The organism is Pseudomonas sp. 05N433 (assembly GCF_056396925.1).
On the sequence record NZ_JBFTML010000018.1, the window covers coordinates 66,614 to 85,350 of the forward strand.

Here is an 18,737-nt window from a genome sequence, read left to right on the forward strand (position 1 = left end):
CGGCGATTACGCTGTTGCTGTTTGTAACACCTGCGGGTTGGCGTGGAAAAACACGTGCTCACGAATCGGTCCTACGGCCACTTCGCCGATTTCCTCATAGCCCTGACGCTTATAGAACTCCAGATAGCGAGGATTCCCGGTGTCGAGGATCACACCCTGGGAGTGCTCATCGACCGCGCACCAGTTGTGCACCGCTTGCAGCAACTGTTCGCCAAAGTGCTTGCCCTGGAACTGCGGGTGAACCCCCAGCAATGGCAGGACGTGCACCGAGTCGGACGGCACGCACGCCATCACGGCGGCGTGGTAATCGAGGTAGCGTCGGGTACAGCGAAACCCGGTGCTGAGCACCATCCGCAGGCGCCAGGCCCAGCTTTCGGTGATGCCCAGGCGGCGTTGCGGCGGCGCGATCAGGGCGATGCCGATCAAGCGGTCATTCACCAGCAGGCCGATGGCCGGCAAATCCTGCAGAAAGTGCTGTTTGATCAGTTCGCGCACCGTCGCCCGGACTCGCTGTTCATAACCGGGGCGTTCGGCTTCGAACAGGTAGCCGAACGTCGGCTCGTGCCGGTACGCCTGGTACAACAGGGAACGCGCTTCGCGGGAATAGCCGCTGTCGAGCATGTGAATATCGGCGATGGCGGTCGAGGTTTCGGGCATAACGGCGGATCTCCCTGGGGCACAGCTCAGATGGCTGCGCTCTTCTTGGTACGAGCCTTGGGGTGGCTTCACAGTTCCCCAGACAGGTATAGACCAAGCGAGGAGCTTCATCGACCGGGCTTGCCCGCGAAGAGGCCGGATCTGCCAACACATCTCTGACAGGACACAATGAATCCCCTCACCCCAAAGCTGGCCCCATTCCTACATGTCAGCTAGCATCGCACTTTTGCCAGGACTGCCGACCATGAAGATCGTCTCCTTCAACATCAACGGGCTGCGCGCTCGCCCGCATCAGCTGGCGGCGCTGATCGAAAAGCATCAGCCGGACGTGATCGGGTTACAGGAAACCAAGGTCCACGACGACCAGTTTCCCCTGGCCGAGGTGCAGGCGCTGGGGTATCACGTGTATTTCCACGGCCAGAAGAGTCACTACGGCGTGGCCCTGCTCTCGCGCCAGGAGCCGATTGCGCTGCACAAAGGTTTCGCCACTGATGAAGAAGACGCTCAACGGCGCTTTATCTGGGGCACGTTCGCCGACGCCAATGGCGTGCCGGTGACCATCATGAACGGCTATTTCCCACAGGGCGAAAGCCGCGATCACCCCACCAAGTTCCCGGCCAAGGAACGTTTCTACAGCGATTTGCAGCAATTGCTGGAAAGCCAGTTCAGCAACGACCAGCCGATCGTAGTGATGGGCGATGTGAACATTTCCCCGGAAGACTGCGACATCGGCATTGGCCCGGATAACATGAAACGCTGGCTGAAAACCGGCAAATGCAGCTTCCTGCCCGAAGAACGCGAATGGATGGCACGCCTGAAGAACTGGGGTCTGGTGGACAGTTTCCGTCACCTGAACCCGGAGGTTGCCGACCGTTTCAGCTGGTTCGACTACCGCAGCCGCGGTTTTGAAGATGAGCCCAAGCGTGGGCTGCGGATTGACCTGATCATGGCGTCCAACGGGTTGTTGCCTCGGGTCAAGGACGCAGGCGTGGATTACGAACTGCGCGCAATGGAAAAGCCTTCCGATCACGCGCCGATCTGGCTTGAGTTGAGCTGATAACGTTTTGCTGATCGTTCCCACGCTCCGCGTGGGAATAATCACTGTCATCGTTCAGAAACCTTACTGACTTATTCTCCCGGCACTTTCTTTGGCTTATTAAGGTGCCGGCATGTCCCTGCGCGTGTTGTTCCTGCTGCTCGGCGCCGTGCTGCCGTTGACAGTATCGGCCGGTGATCTGCCGACGCCCGAACGCGGCCCGGTGCTGCGCATCCAGGGTTCCAACACCATTGGCGCGGCGTTGGGGCCGGCGCTGGTCGAGGGGTTGATGCATGAACAGGGCCTGCTCAAGGTGCACCGCGAAGCCCCGGACAAAGCCAACGAACAACGCATCGTCGGAGAAACCGCTCAGGGCCGCCGAGTGGAGGTGGAAGTCGCGGCCCACGGTTCCAGCACCGGATTCAAAGCCCTGAAAATCGCCTCCGCCGATCTTGCGGCCTCGTCACGGCCGATCAAGGACAGCGAACGACTGGATCTCGAACCGCTGGGCGACCTGAAAAGCCCGGTTGCCGAACAAGTCATCGCCATCGACGGGCTGGCCATCATCCTTCATCCGCACAATCCGCTGAAGCAGCTCAACACCGAGCAACTGGCGCGAATTTTCAGCGGCGAAACGAAAACCTGGGAAGAGCTCGGCGGCACCGGTGGGACGATTCATCTCTACGCGCGGGATGACCAATCGGGCACCTACGACACGTTCAAGGAGTTGGTCCTCAGCCCGCGTGGGAAAATGCTGAGCGGCAACGCGAAACGCTTCGAATCCAGTGAGCAATTGTCCGACGCGGTGAGTCTGGACCCGCAAGCCATCGGCTTCATCGGTTTGCCTTATGTGCGCCAGGCCAAAGCCGCGGCCATTGTCGATGGTGACTCCCAGGCCATGCTGCCGCTCAATAGCCTGATCGCGACGGAAGATTACCCGCTGTCCCGTCGGCTGTTCTTTTACCTGCCGCCGAACGGGAAAAATCCCTGGGCCAAGGCCTTGGTCAAGTTCGCCCAAAGCAGCAAAGGCCAGGCGATTGTCGCGGCTAACGGTTTTATCGCGCAGACCGTTCAGGCCATGGCGGTCACACCGAATGCGCTGATGCCCGAGGGTTATCAGGCACTCAGTCGGCATGCCCAGCGGCTGACGGTGAATTTTCGTTTCGAAGAAGGCAGCGCGACGCTGGACAACAAGGCCCGCCAGGACCTGTCGCGGGTGCTCGACTATATAAGGCAGCACGACAAAGCCAATCGGCAGGTGACGCTGGTAGGGTTTGGCGATGCCAAGAGCGACCCCGCGCGGGCCGACCTGCTGTCGAAACTGCGGGCCATGGCGGTGCGGCGAGAACTGGTGAAAAGCGGCGTGGTGTTTCGCGAAATTCGCGGTTTTGGCGCCGAGATGCCGGTGGCGGCCAACAGCGGGGATGAAGGGCGGATCAAGAATCGGCGGGTTGAGGTTTGGGTGTATTGAAGTAAGCACCAAACATTGTGGCTTGGGGGCCTACTGTGGCGAGGGGGCTTGCCCCCGTTGGACTGCGAAGCGGGCCTCAAACCGGCCACCGCATTTTTCCTGGAAAGACGCGGTGTACAATTTACGACTGCTGCGCAGCCGAACGGGGGCAAGCCCCCTCGCCACAGGTCTCAGTGCCCGCTGCGCATCATTTCCTTAGGCACGTACTTGCCGATCTCGAACTTGCCAATCGCCGCGCGGTGCACTTCGTCCGGGCCGTCGGCCAGGCGCAGGGTGCGTTGCATGGCATACATGTAGGCCAGCGGGAAATCGTTGGACACCCCTGCCCCGCCATGGATCTGGATCGCCCGGTCGATCACCCGTAACGCCACGTTCGGTGCAACCACTTTGATCTGCGCGATCTCGCTCTTCGCCACTTTGTTGCCGACGGCGTCCATCATGTACGCCGCTTTCAACGTCAGCAGTCGCGCCATGTCGATCTCCATCCGCGAGTCGGCGATTTTGTCAATGTTGCCGCCCAGACGCGCCAGAGGTTTACCGAATGCAGTGCGGTTGACCGCCCGTTTGCACATCAGCTCCAGCGCACGTTCAGCCATGCCGATCGAACGCATGCAGTGGTGAATCCGGCCCGGGCCGAGGCGACCCTGGGCGATTTCGAAGCCGCGTCCTTCGCCCAACAGGACGTTTTCGTACGGCACCCGGACGTTCTCGAATAGCACTTCGGCGTGGCCGTGAGGCGCGTCGTCGTAACCGAACACCGGCAGCGGACGCACAATCTTCACGCCCGGCGTATCCACCGGCACCAGAATCATCGAGTGCTGAGCGTGGCGTGGTGCATCCGGATTGCTCAGGCCCATGAAGATCAGGATCTTGCAGCGCGGATCGCAGGCCCCTGAAGTCCACCATTTCTTGCCGTTGATCACCCACTCATCGCCATCACGCACGGCACGGGCAGCCATGTTGGTGGCGTCGGACGAGGCCACGTCCGGCTCGGTCATGGCGAACGCCGAGCGGATCTCGCCGCGCAACAGCGGTTCGAGCCAGCATTGCTTCTGCTCTTCGTTGGCGTAACGCACCAGCACTTCCATGTTGCCGGTGTCGGGCGCCGAGCAGTTGAACGGCTCAGGGCCCAGCAATGAGCGACCCATGATTTCCGCCAATGGCGCGTATTCGAGGTTGGTCAGGCCGGCACCCAGTTCAGACTCAGGCAGAAACAAATTCCACAGGCCTTCGGCCTTGGCCTTGAGTTTGAGTTCTTCCATGATCGCCGTCGGCTGCCAGCGATCGCCCTCGGCGACCTGGCGTTCGAACACCGCTTCGGCGGGATAAACGTAGGTGTCCATGAACGCAGTCACGCGCTCACGCAGTTCCTGGACCTTGGGCGAATAAGCGAAATCCATGGCAGCTCTACCTTTTAATCAGGGGTTCAGAGGAGTTGTTCAGGTCATGCAATCGATGCTAGAACAGCTACGAAAATTTACCTAACCTATTCTCGGCGTGTATTAACATTCATCACCGATATATGATCGGCTGATTGCCAAGGCCCTCGGGTCCGATCAAGACGCCCCTGATAACAAGAGTGCAGCGCATGAATCTGAGCAAGGTCGACCTCAACCTTTTCATCGTCTTCGACGCGATCTACACCGAAGCCAACCTGACCCGCGCCGGGCAGATCGTCGGCATTACTCAACCGGCGGTGTCGAACGCTCTGGCCCGCCTGCGCGAAACCTTCAACGACCCGCTTTTCGTGCGCACCGCCCAGGGCATGGTGCCCACACCGATGGCGCAGAACATCATCGGCCCCGTGCGTAACGCCCTCTCCCTGCTGCGGGTGTCGGTGCAGGAAAGCCGCATCTTCAACCCGTTGCAGGCGGTCAAGACCTACCGCATCAGCATGACCGACCTCACCGAAGCGGTGATCCTCCCACCATTGTTCCAGCGCCTGCGCCGCCTGGCGCCGACGGTGATCATCGAAAGTTTCCTGTCCAAACGCCGCGAAACCACCAAGGAACTGGCGGCCGGGCGCCTGGATTTCGCGGTGGATGCGCCGCTCAACACCGACCCGCAGGTGCGCCACGTCAAGTTGATGGAAGACCGTTATGTGTGCGCCATGCGCAAGGGCCATCCGCTGGCGGGCAAAGAGAAATTCACCCTCGACGATTACCTGTCCCTGACCCACATCCATATCTCCAGCCGCCGCAGCGGCCTGGGCTATGTCGACCTGGCCCTGGGCAAAATGGGCATCCAGCGCAAGATCGCCCTGCGCTCCCAGCATTACCTGATGGCGTCCCAGGTGTTACAGCAGACCGACATGGTCATGACCGTGCCTGAACGCTTCGCCCGTCGCCATGATTTGTACTCGGTGAACCTGCCGGTCAAAGAAGTTCCGCCGGTGGAAACCCACCTCTACTGGCACGAAAGCACCGACCAGGACCCGGCCAACCGCTGGATGCGCGAGCAGATGATCGAGTTGTGCCAGCAGGTCACGGCGCACGAGAAGAAGCTGGATACGGTGTAGGACGTTAATCCGCGTCATCGTTCTTCGCGGGCAAGCCTCGCTCCTACAAGGTTAGCGTCGAACCACGATTAAATGATCGACACCAAACCTGTAGGAGCGAGGCTTGCCCGCGAAGAGGCCCGTCACTACACAGACAATTCATGCCCCTTGACGTAAACGTCAACCTGACATTAGCTTAGCGCCATGACCTTTTTCGAGCGCTTCCATGAGCAGCCAGACCTATAGCATTTCCGACCTCGCCCGCGAGCTCGACATCACCACCCGGGCCATTCGCTTCTATGAAGAGCAAGGCCTGCTCAGCCCCGAGCGTCGCGGTCAGGAACGCATTTATTCGCCCCGTGACAAGGTCAGTCTGAAGCTGATCCTGCGGGGCAAGCGCATTGGTTTTTCCCTGGCCGAATGCCGCGAGCTGATCGAGCTCTACGACCCCTCCAGCGGTAACACCAAGCAATTGCACAGCATGCTGGCGAAAATTGCCGAGCGTCGGGAACAACTCGAGCAGCAACTGCTGGACATCGAACAGATGAAGCTGGAACTCGACACAGCCGAGGAGCGCTGCACCCAGGCGCTGGAGCAGACGATCAAGAGCCAGCAGCTCGTGTAGGAGCTGAGCTTGCTCGCGAAAGCGGTATGTCCTTCAACATGGATGTCGACTGACCTGACGCTTTCGCGAGCAAGCTCAGCTCCTACAGGGCTCTGTGAACATTCATACAATCTCAACAGGTCGATTCCCATGTCCCTCCCCACCCACGTACGCCTGGTCGAAGTCGGCCCCCGCGACGGTCTGCAAAACGAAGCCCAACCCATCAGCGTCGCGGACAAGGTGCAACTGGTCGATGCGCTCACCGCCGCTGGCCTCGGCTATATAGAAGTCGGCAGTTTCGTCTCGCCCAAATGGGTGCCGCAAATGGCCGGTTCCGCCGAGGTCTTCGCGCAGATCCAGCGCAAACCAGGGGTGACCTATGGCGCCCTCGCCCCCAACCTGCGGGGCTTTGAAGACGCTATCGCCGCCGGGGTCAAGGAAGTCGCGGTGTTCGCCGCAGCGTCCGAAGCGTTCTCCCAGCGTAATATCAATTGCTCGATCAGCGAGAGCCTGGAGCGCTTCGTGCCGATCATGGACGCCGCCAAACAACACGGCGTCAGCGTGCGCGGTTACGTGTCCTGTGTGCTGGGCTGCCCTTATGAGGGTGATGTCAAGCCTGCACAAGTCGCCCGGGTCGCTCGCGAGCTCTATGCGATGGGCTGCTACGAGGTTTCGCTGGGAGACACCATCGGCACCGGCACCGCTGGCGCGACCCGCAAGATGTTTGAAGTGGTTTCGGCCGACGTGCCACGGGAAAAACTGGCCGGGCACTTCCACGACACCTATGGCCAGGCCATGGCCAATATCTACGCCAGCCTGCTGGAAGGCATTTCGGTATTCGACAGCTCCATCGCCGGCCTTGGCGGCTGCCCGTACGCCAAGGGCGCCAGCGGTAACGTCGCCACCGAAGACGTGGTTTACCTGCTCAACGGCCTGGGCATCGAGACCGGGATCGACCTGGACGCCTTGATTCGCGCCGGCCAGCAGATTTGCGCGGTGCTGGGGCGCCCTACCGGTTCTCGCGTGGCCAAGGCTCGCAGCGCACAGTGACAGTGTGGATGTGTCCGGGTGTTACCGCGTGTTCTGGCACGTGGGGCGAAAACGAGTAACACGGAAACAAATTGTCAGGTTTGGTACGGGTGAAAAATCTCACAAAAAATCAAATCATTGATTTTAAAGGACTTTTCAAAGTTGGCATGGCTTCTGCTATCTCTATGGCATAACAAGAATAAAAAGCTGCAAACCAATAAAAATAAGACGTAACGACTCTGACATAACAAGAACAACACGGCAGAGACGCAGCTAACAGATTTTTTTGGAGAAGGTGTGCTTTTCAGGGTGCTTTTCGGAGTAACCCGCAACCGGGCAGAGAACAATAAAACTACCTTCAGGTAGCTCCCGAACTGGTTGGATCGCTTGGCGAAAAAGTAGATCAGCGCTCAAAAAAATACGTTTGCTCTTGATCCCGGATGGGGATCGACAAAAACAGCGGTAAAGGGCCACGGTTGCCAAAAACAACAACAGACCGCCCCTCAATAATAAAAAAAGAGCACGTAACGACAAAATTAAAGGGGAGCTTCGGCTCCCCTTTGTGCTTTCTTGTCTTTCTATTTTTCTCGACCCACATGTGGAAGCAGGCTCGCCCCCACACTGGTTATGTGTCAGGCGTTTTTGCTGCGCAGCTCCTCGATGCTGATCTCGCGCATCCGAAACTTCTGGATCTTGCCGGTCACGGTCATCGGAAACTCCTCGACGAACTTGAAGTAACGCGGCGTCTTGAAGTGCGCGATACGCTCCTTGCACCAGGCCTGCAACTCCTGTTCGGTGGCGCTGTGGCCGGGATGAAATTTGATCCAGGCGACAATCTCTTCGCCATACCGGGAGCAAGGAACGCCGATCACCTGCACATCGGCAACCGCCGGGTGGGTGAAGAAGAACTCTTCAAGTTCGCGCGGGTAAATATTCTCACCGCCGCGAATGATCATGTCCTTGTTACGCCCGGCGATGCACACGTGGCCTTCGTCGTTCATGCTCGCCAGATCGCCGGTGTGCATCCAGCCAGCGTCATCGATAGCCTCGGCGGTGGCTTGCGGGTTCTTCCAGTAGCCAAGCATCACGCTGTAACCCCGAGTGCACAGCTCGCCAATGGTGCCGCGTGGCACCAGATTGCCCGCCTCGTCGATGATCTTGCTTTCCAGTTGCGGCTGGGTGCGGCCGACCGTGGTGACGCGCAATTCCAGGTCGTCCGACGGACCGGTCTGCAAAGACACGGGGCTGGTTTCCGTCATGCCGTAGGCAATCTGCACTTCGCTCATGTGCATTTCGCCGATAACCCGACGCATCACCTCGATCGGACACGTCGCCCCGGCCATGATCCCGGTGCGCAGGCTCGACAAATCAAATTCGGCGCGCTTGGGCTGATCGAGCATGGCGATGAACATGGTCGGCACGCCATAAAGCGCGGTGGCTTTTTCTTCGGCGACGGTGGTCAGGGTCAACAGCGGATCGAAGGCATCGTTGGGGTAAATCATGGTGCTGCCGTGGGTGACGCAGCCGAGGTTGCCCATGACCATGCCGAAGCAGTGATACAGCGGCACCGGAATCACCAGCCGATCATCGGCGGTCAGGCCGAGGCTTTCGCCGACCATGTAACCGTTGTTGAGAATGTTGTAGTGGCTGAGGGTCGCGCCCTTGGGGAAACCGGTGGTGCCGGAGGTGTACTGGATGTTCACCGCCTGGTCGAAATGCAGGCTGTCCTGGCGTTCGTGCAATGGCTCGATCGACACACTGGCTGCCAGATCGGCCAATTGCGACCACGGCAGGAAACCCGAGGGTGGCTGCGCGTCCAGGCTGATGACCCCACGCAGTTCCGGCAGGCGTTCGCTCTGCAAGCGGCCGATGGATTGCTCCGCCAATTCCGGTACCAACCCTTGCAGCATGCCGTGATAGTCGGAGGTCTTGAAGGCCCCGGCGCAAACCAGCCATTGGCAGCCGGATTGCTTCAATACGTATTCGAGTTCCGAACTGCGATAAGCCGGGTTGATGTTGACCAGGATCACGCCGATTTTCGCACTGGCGAACTGGCTGATGCACCACTGGGCGCAGTTCGGGGCCCAGATGCCGAGCCGGTCACCGGTTTGCAAACCCAGCGCCAGGAATGCTCTGGCGTGCAGATCAACAGCATCCGACAGCTGCTGCCAGGTGTAACGCAGCTGTTGGTGGCGCACGACCAGCGCCTCCCCGTTCGGGTATTGCGCGACGGTGTTATCAAACGCCTGGCCGATGGTCATCGCCAGCAAGGCTTTGTCCTGGGAACCACGGGTATAGCTGCGCTGCGGGCTTGCACTGGGTTGATCCATGACGACCCCTATTGTCTTTATTGTAGGAGCGAGGCTTGTGTGGCAAGCCACATAAGGCGACGCAGGTCTTTCAGAACTGGCTCTACTCTCGCTCAAGTTGACGTTAACGTAAAGGGTGATTGACAGCCATTCGTCACAGGCTTACGTTAACGTAAAGGTGAGAGTTGAATCACTGCCCTCCCCACCCTACAAAAAAGCCAAAAGGTGCCCCATGAGCTACCCATCCCTGAACTTTGCCCTCGGTGAAACCATCGACATGCTGCGCGATCAGGTTCAGTCCTTCGTCGCCAAAGAGATCGCCCCGCGCGCCGCTCAGATCGACATCGACAACCTGTTCCCGGCCGACCTGTGGCGTAAATTCGGCGACATGGGCCTGCTGGGCATCACCGTGCCGGAAGAGTACGGCGGCGCCGGCCTGGGTTACCTGGCGCACGTGGTCGCCATGGAAGAAATCAGCCGCGGTTCGGCCTCGGTCGCCCTGTCCTACGGCGCGCACTCCAACCTCTGCGTCAACCAGATCAACCGCAACGGCACTCACGAACAGAAAAGCAAATACCTGCCGAAACTGATCAGCGGCGAGCACATCGGTGCCCTGGCCATGAGCGAGCCGAACGCCGGTTCCGACGTGGTCTCGATGAAGCTGCGCGCCGACAAACGCGGCGATCACTACGTACTCAACGGCAGCAAGACCTGGATCACCAACGGTCCTGACGCCAACACCTACGTGATCTACGCCAAGACCGACCTGGAAAAAGGCCCGCATGGCATCACCGCGTTCATCGTCGAGCGCGACTGGAAAGGTTTCAGCCGCAGCAACAAATTCGACAAGCTCGGCATGCGTGGCTCGAACACCTGCGAGCTGTTCTTCGATGACGTCGAAGTGCCGGAAGAAAACATCCTCGGCGTACTCAATGGCGGCGTGAAAGTGCTGATGAGCGGCCTCGACTACGAGCGCGTGGTGCTTTCCGGTGGCCCGACCGGGATCATGCAGGCCTGCATGGACCTGATCGTGCCGTACATCCATGACCGCAAACAGTTCGGCCAGAGCATCGGCGAATTCCAGCTGATCCAGGGCAAAGTCGCCGACATGTACACCCAACTCAATGCCAGCCGCGCTTACCTGTATGCCGTGGCGCAGGCCTGCGAACGTGGCGAAACCACTCGCAAGGACGCTGCCGGGGTGATCCTCTACAGTGCCGAGCGCGCCACGCAAATGGCCCTCGACGCGATCCAGATTCTCGGCGGCAACGGCTACATCAACGAATTCCCGGCCGGTCGTCTGCTGCGTGACGCCAAGCTGTATGAAATCGGCGCCGGCACCAGTGAGATCCGTCGCATGCTGATCGGTCGCGAACTGTTCAACGAAACCCGCTAAACGGAGCTGTCCATGGCTATCCTGCATACCCAGCTCAACCCCCGTTCGGCAGAGTTCGCGGCTAACAGCGCGGCGATGCTCAAACAGGTCGACGCCCTGCACACCCTGCTCGCGCAAGTGCAGCAAGGTGGTGGCCCGAAGGCGCAAGAACGTCACACCTCGCGGGGCAAACTGCTACCCCGTGAGCGGATCAATCGCCTGCTCGATCCGGGTTCGCCGTTTCTCGAGATCAGCCAACTGGCGGCCTACGCGGTGTACGGCGAAGACGTTCCCGCCGCTGGCGTGATTGCCGGGATCGGCCGGGTGGAAGGCGTCGAATGCATGATCGTCGCCAACGATGCCACCGTGAAAGGTGGCTCGTACTACCCGCTGACCGTTAAAAAACACCTACGCGCACAGACCATCGCCCAGCAGAATCGCCTGCCGTGCATTTATCTGGTGGACTCCGGTGGCGCCAACCTGCCGCGCCAGGATGAAGTGTTCCCGGACCGCGAACACTTCGGGCGGATCTTCTTCAACCAGGCCAACATGAGCGCCATGGGCATTCCGCAAATTGCGGTGGTCATGGGCTCTTGCACCGCCGGGGGCGCCTACGTTCCGGCGATGGCCGACGAGGCGATCATGGTTCGTCAGCAGGCYACCATCTTCCTCGCTGGCCCACCGCTGGTGAAAGCCGCGACCGGTGAAGTGGTCAGCGCCGAAGACCTCGGCGGGGCCGATGTGCACTGCAAGATTTCCGGGGTCGCCGACCACTACGCCGAAAGCGATGAACATGCCCTGGCATTGGCCCGGCGCAGCGTGGCCAACCTCAACTGGCGCAAGCTCGGCGAACTGCAACAACGTACGCCGATCGCGCCGCTGTATAGCAGCGACGAGTTGTACGGCGTGGTCTCGGCCGACGCCAAGCAACCGTTCGATGTGCGCGAAGTGATCTCACGACTGGTGGACGGCTCGGCGTTCGATGAGTTCAAGGCGCTGTTCGGGACGACTTTGGTGTGCGGCTTCGCCCACCTGCACGGCTACCCGATCGCGATCCTCGCCAACAACGGCATCCTCTTCGCCGAGGCCGCACAGAAAGGCGCGCATTTCATCGAACTGGCCTGCCAGCGCGGCATTCCGTTGCTGTTTCTGCAGAACATCACCGGGTTCATGGTCGGCCAGAAATACGAGGCCGGCGGCATCGCCAAGCACGGCGCGAAATTGGTGACCGCCGTGGCTTGTGCCAAGGTGCCGAAATTCACCGTGATCATCGGCGGCAGCTTCGGCGCCGGTAACTACGGCATGTGTGGCCGGGCCTACGATCCACGCTTCCTGTGGATGTGGCCGAACGCGCGAATCGGCGTGATGGGCGCCGAACAGGCGGCGGGTGTGCTGGTGCAGGTCAAGCGCGAGCAAACCGAGCGCAGCGGGCATCGTTTCAGCGCCGAGCAGGAAGCCGAAATCAAGCAACCGATCCTCGATCAGTACGAAGAACAGGGGCACCCCTACTACTCCAGCGCCCGGCTGTGGGACGACGGCGTCATTGACCCGGCGCAGACCCGCGACGTGTTGGCCCTGGCCTTGTCGGCGTCGCTGAACGCACCCATCGAACCGAGCCGCTTCGGCGTGTTCCGGATGTGATCTGGAGAAAACCATGAGCGACTTCAATACCCTTGAGCTGCAGACCGATCCCCGTGGTTTTGCCACCCTGTGGCTCAGCCGAGAAGAAAAGAACAACGCGTTCAACGCCGAAATGATCCGCGAACTGATCCTCGCGCTGGATAAAGTGTCGAGCGACGCCAGCCTGCGTTTTCTGCTGATCCGTGGGCGCGGCAAGCATTTCAGCGCCGGTGCCGATCTGGCCTGGATGCAGCAATCGGCCGAACTCGATTACCACACCAATCTTGATGACGCACGGGAACTGGCGGAGTTGATGTACAACCTCGCCAAACTGAAAGTCCCGACGCTGGCCGTGGTGCAAGGCGCGGCATTTGGCGGTGCACTGGGCCTGATCAGTTGCTGYGACATGGCGATTGGCGCCGACGACGCGCAGTTCTGCCTGTCGGAAGTGCGCATCGGCCTGGCGCCAGCGGTCATCAGCCCGTTCGTGGTGCAAGCCATTGGCGAGCGTGCGGCGCGGCGTTATGCCTTGACTGCCGAACGTTTCGGCGGGCAACGGGCTCGGGAAATCGGCCTGTTGTCAGAGAGCTATCCGATGGCTGAGCTGGAGCAGAAAGTCGATCAGTGGATCGACAATCTACTGCTCAACAGCCCGGCAGCCATGCGCGCCAGCAAGGATCTGCTGCGTGAAGTCGGCAACGGCGCGCTGACTCCGGCGCTGCGCCGCTACACCGAGAATGCCATCGCCCGAATTCGCGTCAGCCCGGAAGGCCAGGAAGGCCTGCGCGCCTTCCTGCAAAAACGTTCGCCCACCTGGCAAGCCGAAATCACCCTCAAGGAGCCGCGTTGATGAGCGCACCTGTTCTCACCACCCTGCTGGTGGCCAACCGTGGCGAAATCGCCTGCCGGGTGATGCGCACCGCCAAGGCTCTGGGCCTGACCACTGTGGCCGTGCACAGCGCCACCGACCGTGACGCCCGGCACAGCCGCGAAGCGGAAATCCGCGTCGACCTGGGCGGCAGCAAAGCCGCCGACAGTTACCTGCAAATCGACAAACTGATCGCCGCCGCGAAAGCCAGCGGTGCTCAGGCAATTCATCCCGGTTATGGTTTTCTCTCGGAAAACGCCGGTTTCGCCCGGGCGATCGAGGCGGCGGGCCTGATTTTCCTCGGCCCGCCCGCCTCGGCCATCGACGCCATGGGCAGCAAGTCTGCGGCCAAAGCCTTGATGGAAACCGCCGGTGTGCCGCTGGTGCCCGGCTATCACGGCGAAGCCCAAGACCTCGACACCTTCCGCGATGCCTGCGAACGCATCGGTTATCCGGTGTTGCTCAAGGCCACGGCGGGCGGCGGCGGTAAGGGCATGAAAGTGGTCGAGGACGTCAGCCAACTGGCCGAAGCCCTGGCCTCGGCGCAGCGTGAAGCACAATCGTCGTTCGGCGATTCGCGGATGTTGGTCGAGAAATACCTGCTCAAGCCACGTCACGTGGAAATCCAGGTGTTCGCCGACCAGCATGGCAATTGTCTGTACCTCAACGAGCGTGACTGCTCGATTCAGCGTCGTCATCAGAAAGTCGTCGAAGAAGCACCCGCTCCAGGCCTGACCCCGCAATTGCGTCGGGCCATGGGCGAAGCCGCCGTACGCTCGGCTCAAGCGATCGGCTATGTGGGCGCCGGCACCGTGGAGTTTTTGCTGGATGCGCGCGGTGAGTTCTTCTTCATGGAAATGAACACGCGCCTGCAAGTCGAACACCCGGTGACCGAGGCCATTACCGGCCTCGACCTGGTGGCCTGGCAAATTCGTGTAGCCCGCGGCGAAGCGCTGCCGATGACACAGGATCAGGTGCCGCTGATCGGCCATGCGATCGAAGTGCGGTTGTACGCCGAAGACCCGGGCAACGATTTTCTGCCGGCCACCGGGCGCCTGRCGTTGTACCGCGAATCCGCCGAAGGGCCGGGGCGTCGTGTGGACAGTGGCGTCGAAGAAGGCGACGAGATTTCGCCGTTCTACGACCCGATGCTTGGCAAGCTGATTGCCTGGGGCGAAGACCGTGAACAGGCGCGGCTGCGATTGCTGAGCATGCTCGAGGAGTTTGCCATTGGCGGGCTGAAGACCAACATCAACTTCCTGCACCGGATCATCGGCCACCCGGCGTTTGCCGCCGCCGAACTGGATACCGGGTTCATTCCGCGTTATCAGGAGCAACTGCTGCCAGCACCTTCGCCGCTCAGTGATGAGTTCTGGCAAGCGGCGGCCCAGGCGTTTGCGCAAAGTCAGCCGGCTGTGTTGCGCGCCGATGATCCGAGTTCGCCGTGGGCCTTCAACAATGGTTTCCGTGCCGGGTTGCCGACAGAAATCACCCTGCATTTGAGTTGCGAAGGGCAAGACCGGGCGCTGACCCTGGGCGATGCCGACGCGCATACCGCACGGCTCAAGGGTGAATACCTGCTGACCGAGCACAGCGGTTTGCGCCGCCAGCACCGGGCCATCCGCCGTGGCGATGCGCTGTATCTGCAATGGGACGGCGAGCTGCGCCGCATCGAGTCGTATGACCCGATCGGCGCCGTCGAAGCCAGTCACAGCCATCAAGGCGGGCTTACCGCGCCCATGAACGGCAGCATCGTGCGGGTGTTGGTGGAGGCCGGGCAAACGGTCGAAGCCGGGGCGCAACTGGTGGTGCTGGAAGCGATGAAGATGGAGCACAGCATTCGCGCGCCCCACACCGGGGTAATCAAGGCGTTGTATTGCCAGGAAGGCGARATGGTCARCGAAGGCAGTGCGTTGGTGGAGTTGGAGCAAGCGTGAAATGAAGATCGGTCCTACGCGTTGCGAGGACCGATCCGATTAGAATTTGGCAGTCGCCTGAACCACCACGCCGATGATTCGGCATTCCTCGGTGTAAAGGGCTTTCGGATACGTCGGATTGAGCGGGACCAGGTAACGCTGCCCGCCCTCTTCGATCAGTTTGCGAAAGACCGCCTCGGCGCTGCCGGGCCATTGGGCGATCACCAGTTTGCCAGGCTCCGGCACGATCGCCGGGTCGACCAGAATCAGCATGCCCTCGGCAATGCTCGCTCCCGTAGGGGCGGTCATCGCGTCGCCGACCACCACCAGCCAGAACGCCGCGCCCTGTGCGTGGTAATCGGACAGCTCGAAACGTGGCTTGCTGACAGCCAGCGAAGTACCGTAGGTCGATAGCTCGCCGTCGCGCACCTCCCCGGTTTCCCGCCAGTCACTGACCGGGTAGCGAAAGTACGGGTTGTACTTTTGCGCCAGGGAGATCTCCTCATCCTCTGAGGGCAGCGGCTCCCTGATCACCATCGCCACTTCCAGATAGTCCATGCCGAGCGCCCGCAAGACACGATTCATCTCTGCGATGCCGGGCTGACGACGTTTATTGAGCCAGTGGCCGACGCCACCCTGGGACATCCCGATGCGCTCGGCGAGTATTTCCTGAGTGACTTTGAGTTCACTCATTTTGGCCTTGACCAATTCAATCCATTTATCCATGTGCGGCACGATACGTGGGGTACTCCGACCATCAAAACACAAATTGTAGTATTAAAACTGAAGACACAAATACAGTAAGTACTAAGCTGGGCTCACGGATTTGAATTTCTCACGGAGCTCGCCATCGTCATGACCATCCCCAGCAATACCTTGCCCGATATGCAAATCGACACCAGCCTCACCTCGCCAAAAGGCTCTGCCGCGGCGCAGCGCGCACTGGACTATTACTTGAAACCAGCTGTGTCAGAAGTAGCCAGCGAAGAACGTTTCTTTGATGTGAACCGTAACATCAGCAGCGAAGAGGCGCTGGTCCATGCTTCGGATCTGCTGCGGTGCGCCGTTGCCACCGCGCATGAGTCAGCCAACCAACTGCAGGGCGCAAGCCGGGATCTGGCGTTTTCGACGGTGCACATGATCGACATGGCCAAGGCGATGGTCGAACGGGCCCTGGAGGGCAATCAGAACAATTGAGGCGGGAGCGCATTGGAGGAGGACAGGAAAATTTTTCCAATCGCGCAGGTAGAAACATTTGACTTGCAAATGATAATGATTATTATTGCATCAACTGGTCGCGAGATCAGTCGATAGACCAAGAGACCTTAGGTCGGACTCCTGGACTATCTCCTCATCAGGCTAATCACGGTTTTTGACCCGGCTTTTTGCCGGGTCTTTTTTTGCCAGTCAGGCTGGCTTTGGCTTCAGGCTAATGAAGTCTGTAGGTGCTGCAAAATTCGATTGGCGCGGATGATATCAAAAGAATATCTACTGCCAAGAGAAGCCCGGCAGCACTGGGCCAAACTAACGAAAAATAGCACTTGAGAATCAATTGCGCAGTCTCTAAGCTGCATCGGCGTCAAGGAGGACGCCCCCCCTTTTACCCCCCCGTAATTTCCCCCCGGTTTCTCCCCCTCTTGCGTGTAAAGTAGCAGCCATAAAAATCGTATTCAGGAAATGATTATGGCCGGGGCTAAATCTTCTTTCGACATCAGCGCTAACTTCGACAGCGGCAACATTGATGTGCTGGACATCAGCAATCCTCTGCAAGCATTGCTGGCCATCAGGCCAGACACTCGCAGCCAGCATTTCCAGTGGTTCCATTTCAAGGCCAGCGGCCTGCATGTGGGTCAGGAGCATTGGTTTCGTCTGAACAACGCCAGCAAATCCTCATACAACAAGGCCTGGGATGGTTATCAGGCGGTGGCGTCCTACGACCACGTCAACTGGTTCCGGGTGCCGACCATCTTCGAAGGCGACTGCCTGCGTTTCAGCCTTGAAGCCACTGCCACCCATGCCTGGTTCGCCTACTTCGAACCCTATAGCCGTGGCCGTCACGACTGGCTGATCGAACAGGCACTGACCAAGGCCGGCACCGAACTGTTGGCCACCGGCAAGAGCGTTGAGGGTCGTGACATCCAGCTGTTGCGCAAAGGGACTGGCGCCGAAGGCCAGCGCAAGGTCTGGATCATCGCCCAGCAACACCCCGGCGAACACATGGCCGAATGGTTCATGGAAGGCGTGATCGAACGCCTGGAAAAACACGACGACCCGGTGCTGAATAAGCTCCTGGCCAGCGCCGACCTGTACCTGGTGCCGAACATGAACCCGGACGGCGCCTTCCACGGTCATTTGCGCACCAATGCCATGGGCCAGGACCTGAATCGCGCCTGGCAGAACGCCAGCCAGGAAATCAGCCCGGAAGTGCTGTTCGTTCAGCAGCAAATGGAAAAATACGGCGTCGACCTGTTCCTCGACATCCATGGCGATGAAGAAATTCCCTACGTGTTCACCGCCGGTTGCGAAGGCAACCCCGGCTATACACCGCGGATCGAAAAACTCGAAGAGCGCTTCCGCAGCCTTCTGAAGCACCTGACCAAGGACTTTCAGACCAAACACGGCTACACCCGCGACGAACCGGGCAAAGCCAACATGACCCTGGCCTGCAACAGCGTCGGTCAGAAGTTCGACTGCCTGTCCTTTACCATTGAAATGCCCTTCAAGGACAACAACGACGCGCCGAATGCGCTGACCGGCTGGTCTGGTAAGCGTTCGAAGCAGTTGGGCAAGGATGTGCTGACGACCATTGCCGACATGGTCGATACCTTGCGCTGATCACCCTTGGACAAAAGATCGCAGCCTTCGCAGCTCCTGCAAGGCGGCGATTTTTTGATGTTTTACTCAGCCGGGATCCGCACACAATCCTGGGGCCCCAACAGCCGCCCATCCTCGGCGCGCAATTCCAGCGGCCGCACCGGTCGACCGTTCTCACGATCGACAACCTGCGAATGCGCCTCCCCCGCCTCATAGAAAAACGCCTCGCCCCACTGCCGCAACCCGATGATTAACGGGAACAAGCCCTGGCCCTTCTCCGTCAGCACATATTCCTGATACGCGCTGCCATCCGACGCCGGCACCAGATCGAAAATCCCGTGGGCCACCAATGTGCGCAGGCGTGCCGAAAGAATGTTCTTGGCCATGCCGAGATTGCGCTGGAACTCACCGAAGCGTCGCAGGCCATCGAACGCATCGCGCACGATCAATAGCGACCACCAATCCCCAATCGCATCCAGTGAACGAGCGACCGGGCATTCGGCGCCTTCCATGCTTGTACGTTTAACCATGACCGCGTCCG

General features: G+C 59.9%; 16 protein-coding genes. 11 read left to right on the top strand and 5 right to left on the bottom strand.

The window, feature by feature from the left end; translation table 11 throughout:
* Window positions 1-6: 6 nt before the first annotated feature.
* On the bottom strand, window positions 7-657 hold the full coding sequence (locus AC1DIS_RS12310; RefSeq protein WP_018925466.1) for a GNAT family N-acetyltransferase: 651 nt from the start codon (window positions 655-657) through the stop codon (window positions 7-9).
* A 244-nt stretch (window positions 658-901) separates the two neighbouring features.
* Here AC1DIS_RS12310 and xthA point away from each other — a divergent pair, with 244 nt between their 5' ends.
* Both xthA and AC1DIS_RS12320 read left to right on the top strand, forming a co-directional pair.
* Window positions 902-1,714, top strand: a complete 813-nt coding sequence (gene xthA / locus AC1DIS_RS12315; protein WP_018925465.1) for an exodeoxyribonuclease III — start codon at window positions 902-904, stop codon at window positions 1,712-1,714.
* Between the two features lie 112 nt (window positions 1,715-1,826).
* Complete coding sequence (locus AC1DIS_RS12320) at window positions 1,827-3,164, top strand: substrate-binding domain-containing protein (protein WP_086945004.1); 1,338 nt, start codon at window positions 1,827-1,829, stop codon at window positions 3,162-3,164.
* A 170-nt stretch (window positions 3,165-3,334) separates the two neighbouring features.
* Here AC1DIS_RS12320 and AC1DIS_RS12325 read toward each other — a convergent pair whose 3' ends face one another.
* Window positions 3,335-4,564 (bottom strand): acyl-CoA dehydrogenase, encoded by a 1,230-nt coding sequence (locus tag AC1DIS_RS12325; RefSeq protein ID WP_477743717.1) that lies wholly within the window; start codon window positions 4,562-4,564, stop codon window positions 3,335-3,337.
* 188 nt (window positions 4,565-4,752) lie between these two features.
* On the opposite strand from AC1DIS_RS12325, the gene AC1DIS_RS12330 reads away from it, so the two are divergent.
* The 3 genes from AC1DIS_RS12330 (at window position 4,753) to AC1DIS_RS12340 (ending at window position 7,315) form a co-directional block, all read left to right on the top strand.
* On the top strand, window positions 4,753-5,682 hold the full coding sequence (locus tag AC1DIS_RS12330; protein WP_018925462.1) for a LysR family transcriptional regulator: 930 nt from the start codon (window positions 4,753-4,755) through the stop codon (window positions 5,680-5,682).
* A gap of 205 nt (window positions 5,683-5,887) precedes the next feature.
* Window positions 5,888-6,286: a MerR family transcriptional regulator gene (locus AC1DIS_RS12335; RefSeq protein ID WP_007904077.1), complete on the top strand. Its 399-nt coding sequence runs from the start codon at window positions 5,888-5,890 to the stop codon at window positions 6,284-6,286.
* 129 nt (window positions 6,287-6,415) lie between these two features.
* On the top strand, window positions 6,416-7,315 hold the full coding sequence (locus AC1DIS_RS12340; protein WP_018925461.1) for a hydroxymethylglutaryl-CoA lyase: 900 nt from the start codon (window positions 6,416-6,418) through the stop codon (window positions 7,313-7,315).
* A gap of 611 nt (window positions 7,316-7,926) precedes the next feature.
* On the opposite strand, the gene AC1DIS_RS12345 is transcribed toward AC1DIS_RS12340, so the two are convergent.
* Entirely contained in the window at window positions 7,927-9,624 is a 1,698-nt protein-coding gene (locus AC1DIS_RS12345) for an AMP-binding protein (RefSeq protein ID WP_477743718.1), read from the bottom strand.
* Between the two features lie 211 nt (window positions 9,625-9,835).
* Here AC1DIS_RS12345 and AC1DIS_RS12350 point away from each other — a divergent pair, with 211 nt between their 5' ends.
* Genes AC1DIS_RS12350 through AC1DIS_RS12365 form a run of 4 tightly spaced genes read left to right on the top strand, consistent with a single transcriptional unit; the run spans window position 9,836 to window position 15,403 of the window.
* Window positions 9,836-10,999 carry an isovaleryl-CoA dehydrogenase gene (locus AC1DIS_RS12350; RefSeq protein ID WP_007940933.1) on the top strand — a complete coding sequence of 388 codons (1,164 nt, stop codon included), beginning with the start codon at window positions 9,836-9,838 and terminating at the stop codon, window positions 10,997-10,999.
* A gap of 12 nt (window positions 11,000-11,011) precedes the next feature.
* A complete protein-coding gene (locus AC1DIS_RS12355; RefSeq protein ID WP_086945009.1) occupies window positions 11,012-12,619 on the top strand; it encodes a carboxyl transferase domain-containing protein in 1,608 nt (535 codons plus the stop codon).
* Between the two features lie 13 nt (window positions 12,620-12,632).
* A complete protein-coding gene (locus AC1DIS_RS12360) occupies window positions 12,633-13,448 on the top strand; it encodes a gamma-carboxygeranoyl-CoA hydratase (RefSeq protein WP_007940935.1) in 816 nt (271 codons plus the stop codon).
* Entirely contained in the window at window positions 13,448-15,403 is a 1,956-nt protein-coding gene (locus AC1DIS_RS12365) for an acetyl/propionyl/methylcrotonyl-CoA carboxylase subunit alpha (protein WP_477780897.1), read from the top strand. Before AC1DIS_RS12360 ends, AC1DIS_RS12365 begins: the two co-directional genes overlap by 1 nt.
* Before the next feature lie 39 nt (window positions 15,404-15,442).
* Here AC1DIS_RS12365 and AC1DIS_RS12370 read toward each other — a convergent pair whose 3' ends face one another.
* On the bottom strand, window positions 15,443-16,108 hold the full coding sequence (locus tag AC1DIS_RS12370) for a LexA family protein (RefSeq protein ID WP_018925457.1): 666 nt from the start codon (window positions 16,106-16,108) through the stop codon (window positions 15,443-15,445).
* A 129-nt stretch (window positions 16,109-16,237) separates the two neighbouring features.
* On the opposite strand from AC1DIS_RS12370, the gene AC1DIS_RS12375 reads away from it, so the two are divergent.
* Both AC1DIS_RS12375 and AC1DIS_RS12380 read left to right on the top strand, forming a co-directional pair.
* Window positions 16,238-16,579 (top strand): DUF6124 family protein, encoded by a 342-nt coding sequence (locus AC1DIS_RS12375; protein ID WP_018925456.1) that lies wholly within the window; start codon window positions 16,238-16,240, stop codon window positions 16,577-16,579.
* 486 nt (window positions 16,580-17,065) lie between these two features.
* Window positions 17,066-18,217 (top strand): M14 family metallopeptidase, encoded by a 1,152-nt coding sequence (locus tag AC1DIS_RS12380; protein WP_477743720.1) that lies wholly within the window; start codon window positions 17,066-17,068, stop codon window positions 18,215-18,217.
* Window positions 18,218-18,279: 62 nt separating this feature from the next.
* On the opposite strand, the gene AC1DIS_RS12385 is transcribed toward AC1DIS_RS12380, so the two are convergent.
* Entirely contained in the window at window positions 18,280-18,726 is a 447-nt protein-coding gene (locus AC1DIS_RS12385) for a winged helix-turn-helix transcriptional regulator (protein ID WP_026286359.1), read from the bottom strand.
* Between the last annotated feature and the right edge of the window lie 11 nt (window positions 18,727-18,737).

Coding starts and splice junctions, on each gene's coding strand:
- AC1DIS_RS12310 (WP_018925466.1), bottom strand. CDS start 657: ATGCCCGAAACCTCGACCGCCATCGCCGATATTCACATGCTCGACAGC.
- xthA (WP_018925465.1), top strand. CDS start 902: ATGAAGATCGTCTCCTTCAACATCAACGGGCTGCGCGCTCGCCCGCAT.
- AC1DIS_RS12320 (WP_086945004.1), top strand. CDS start 1,827: ATGTCCCTGCGCGTGTTGTTCCTGCTGCTCGGCGCCGTGCTGCCGTTG.
- AC1DIS_RS12325 (WP_477743717.1), bottom strand. CDS start 4,564: ATGGATTTCGCTTATTCGCCCAAGGTCCAGGAACTGCGTGAGCGCGTG.
- AC1DIS_RS12330 (WP_018925462.1), top strand. CDS start 4,753: ATGAATCTGAGCAAGGTCGACCTCAACCTTTTCATCGTCTTCGACGCG.
- AC1DIS_RS12335 (WP_007904077.1), top strand. CDS start 5,888: ATGAGCAGCCAGACCTATAGCATTTCCGACCTCGCCCGCGAGCTCGAC.
- AC1DIS_RS12340 (WP_018925461.1), top strand. CDS start 6,416: ATGTCCCTCCCCACCCACGTACGCCTGGTCGAAGTCGGCCCCCGCGAC.
- AC1DIS_RS12345 (WP_477743718.1), bottom strand. CDS start 9,624: ATGGATCAACCCAGTGCAAGCCCGCAGCGCAGCTATACCCGTGGTTCC.
- AC1DIS_RS12350 (WP_007940933.1), top strand. CDS start 9,836: ATGAGCTACCCATCCCTGAACTTTGCCCTCGGTGAAACCATCGACATG.
- AC1DIS_RS12370 (WP_018925457.1), bottom strand. CDS start 16,108: ATGGATAAATGGATTGAATTGGTCAAGGCCAAAATGAGTGAACTCAAA.
- AC1DIS_RS12375 (WP_018925456.1), top strand. CDS start 16,238: ATGACCATCCCCAGCAATACCTTGCCCGATATGCAAATCGACACCAGC.
- AC1DIS_RS12380 (WP_477743720.1), top strand. CDS start 17,066: ATGGCCGGGGCTAAATCTTCTTTCGACATCAGCGCTAACTTCGACAGC.
- AC1DIS_RS12385 (WP_026286359.1), bottom strand. CDS start 18,726: ATGGTTAAACGTACAAGCATGGAAGGCGCCGAATGCCCGGTCGCTCGT.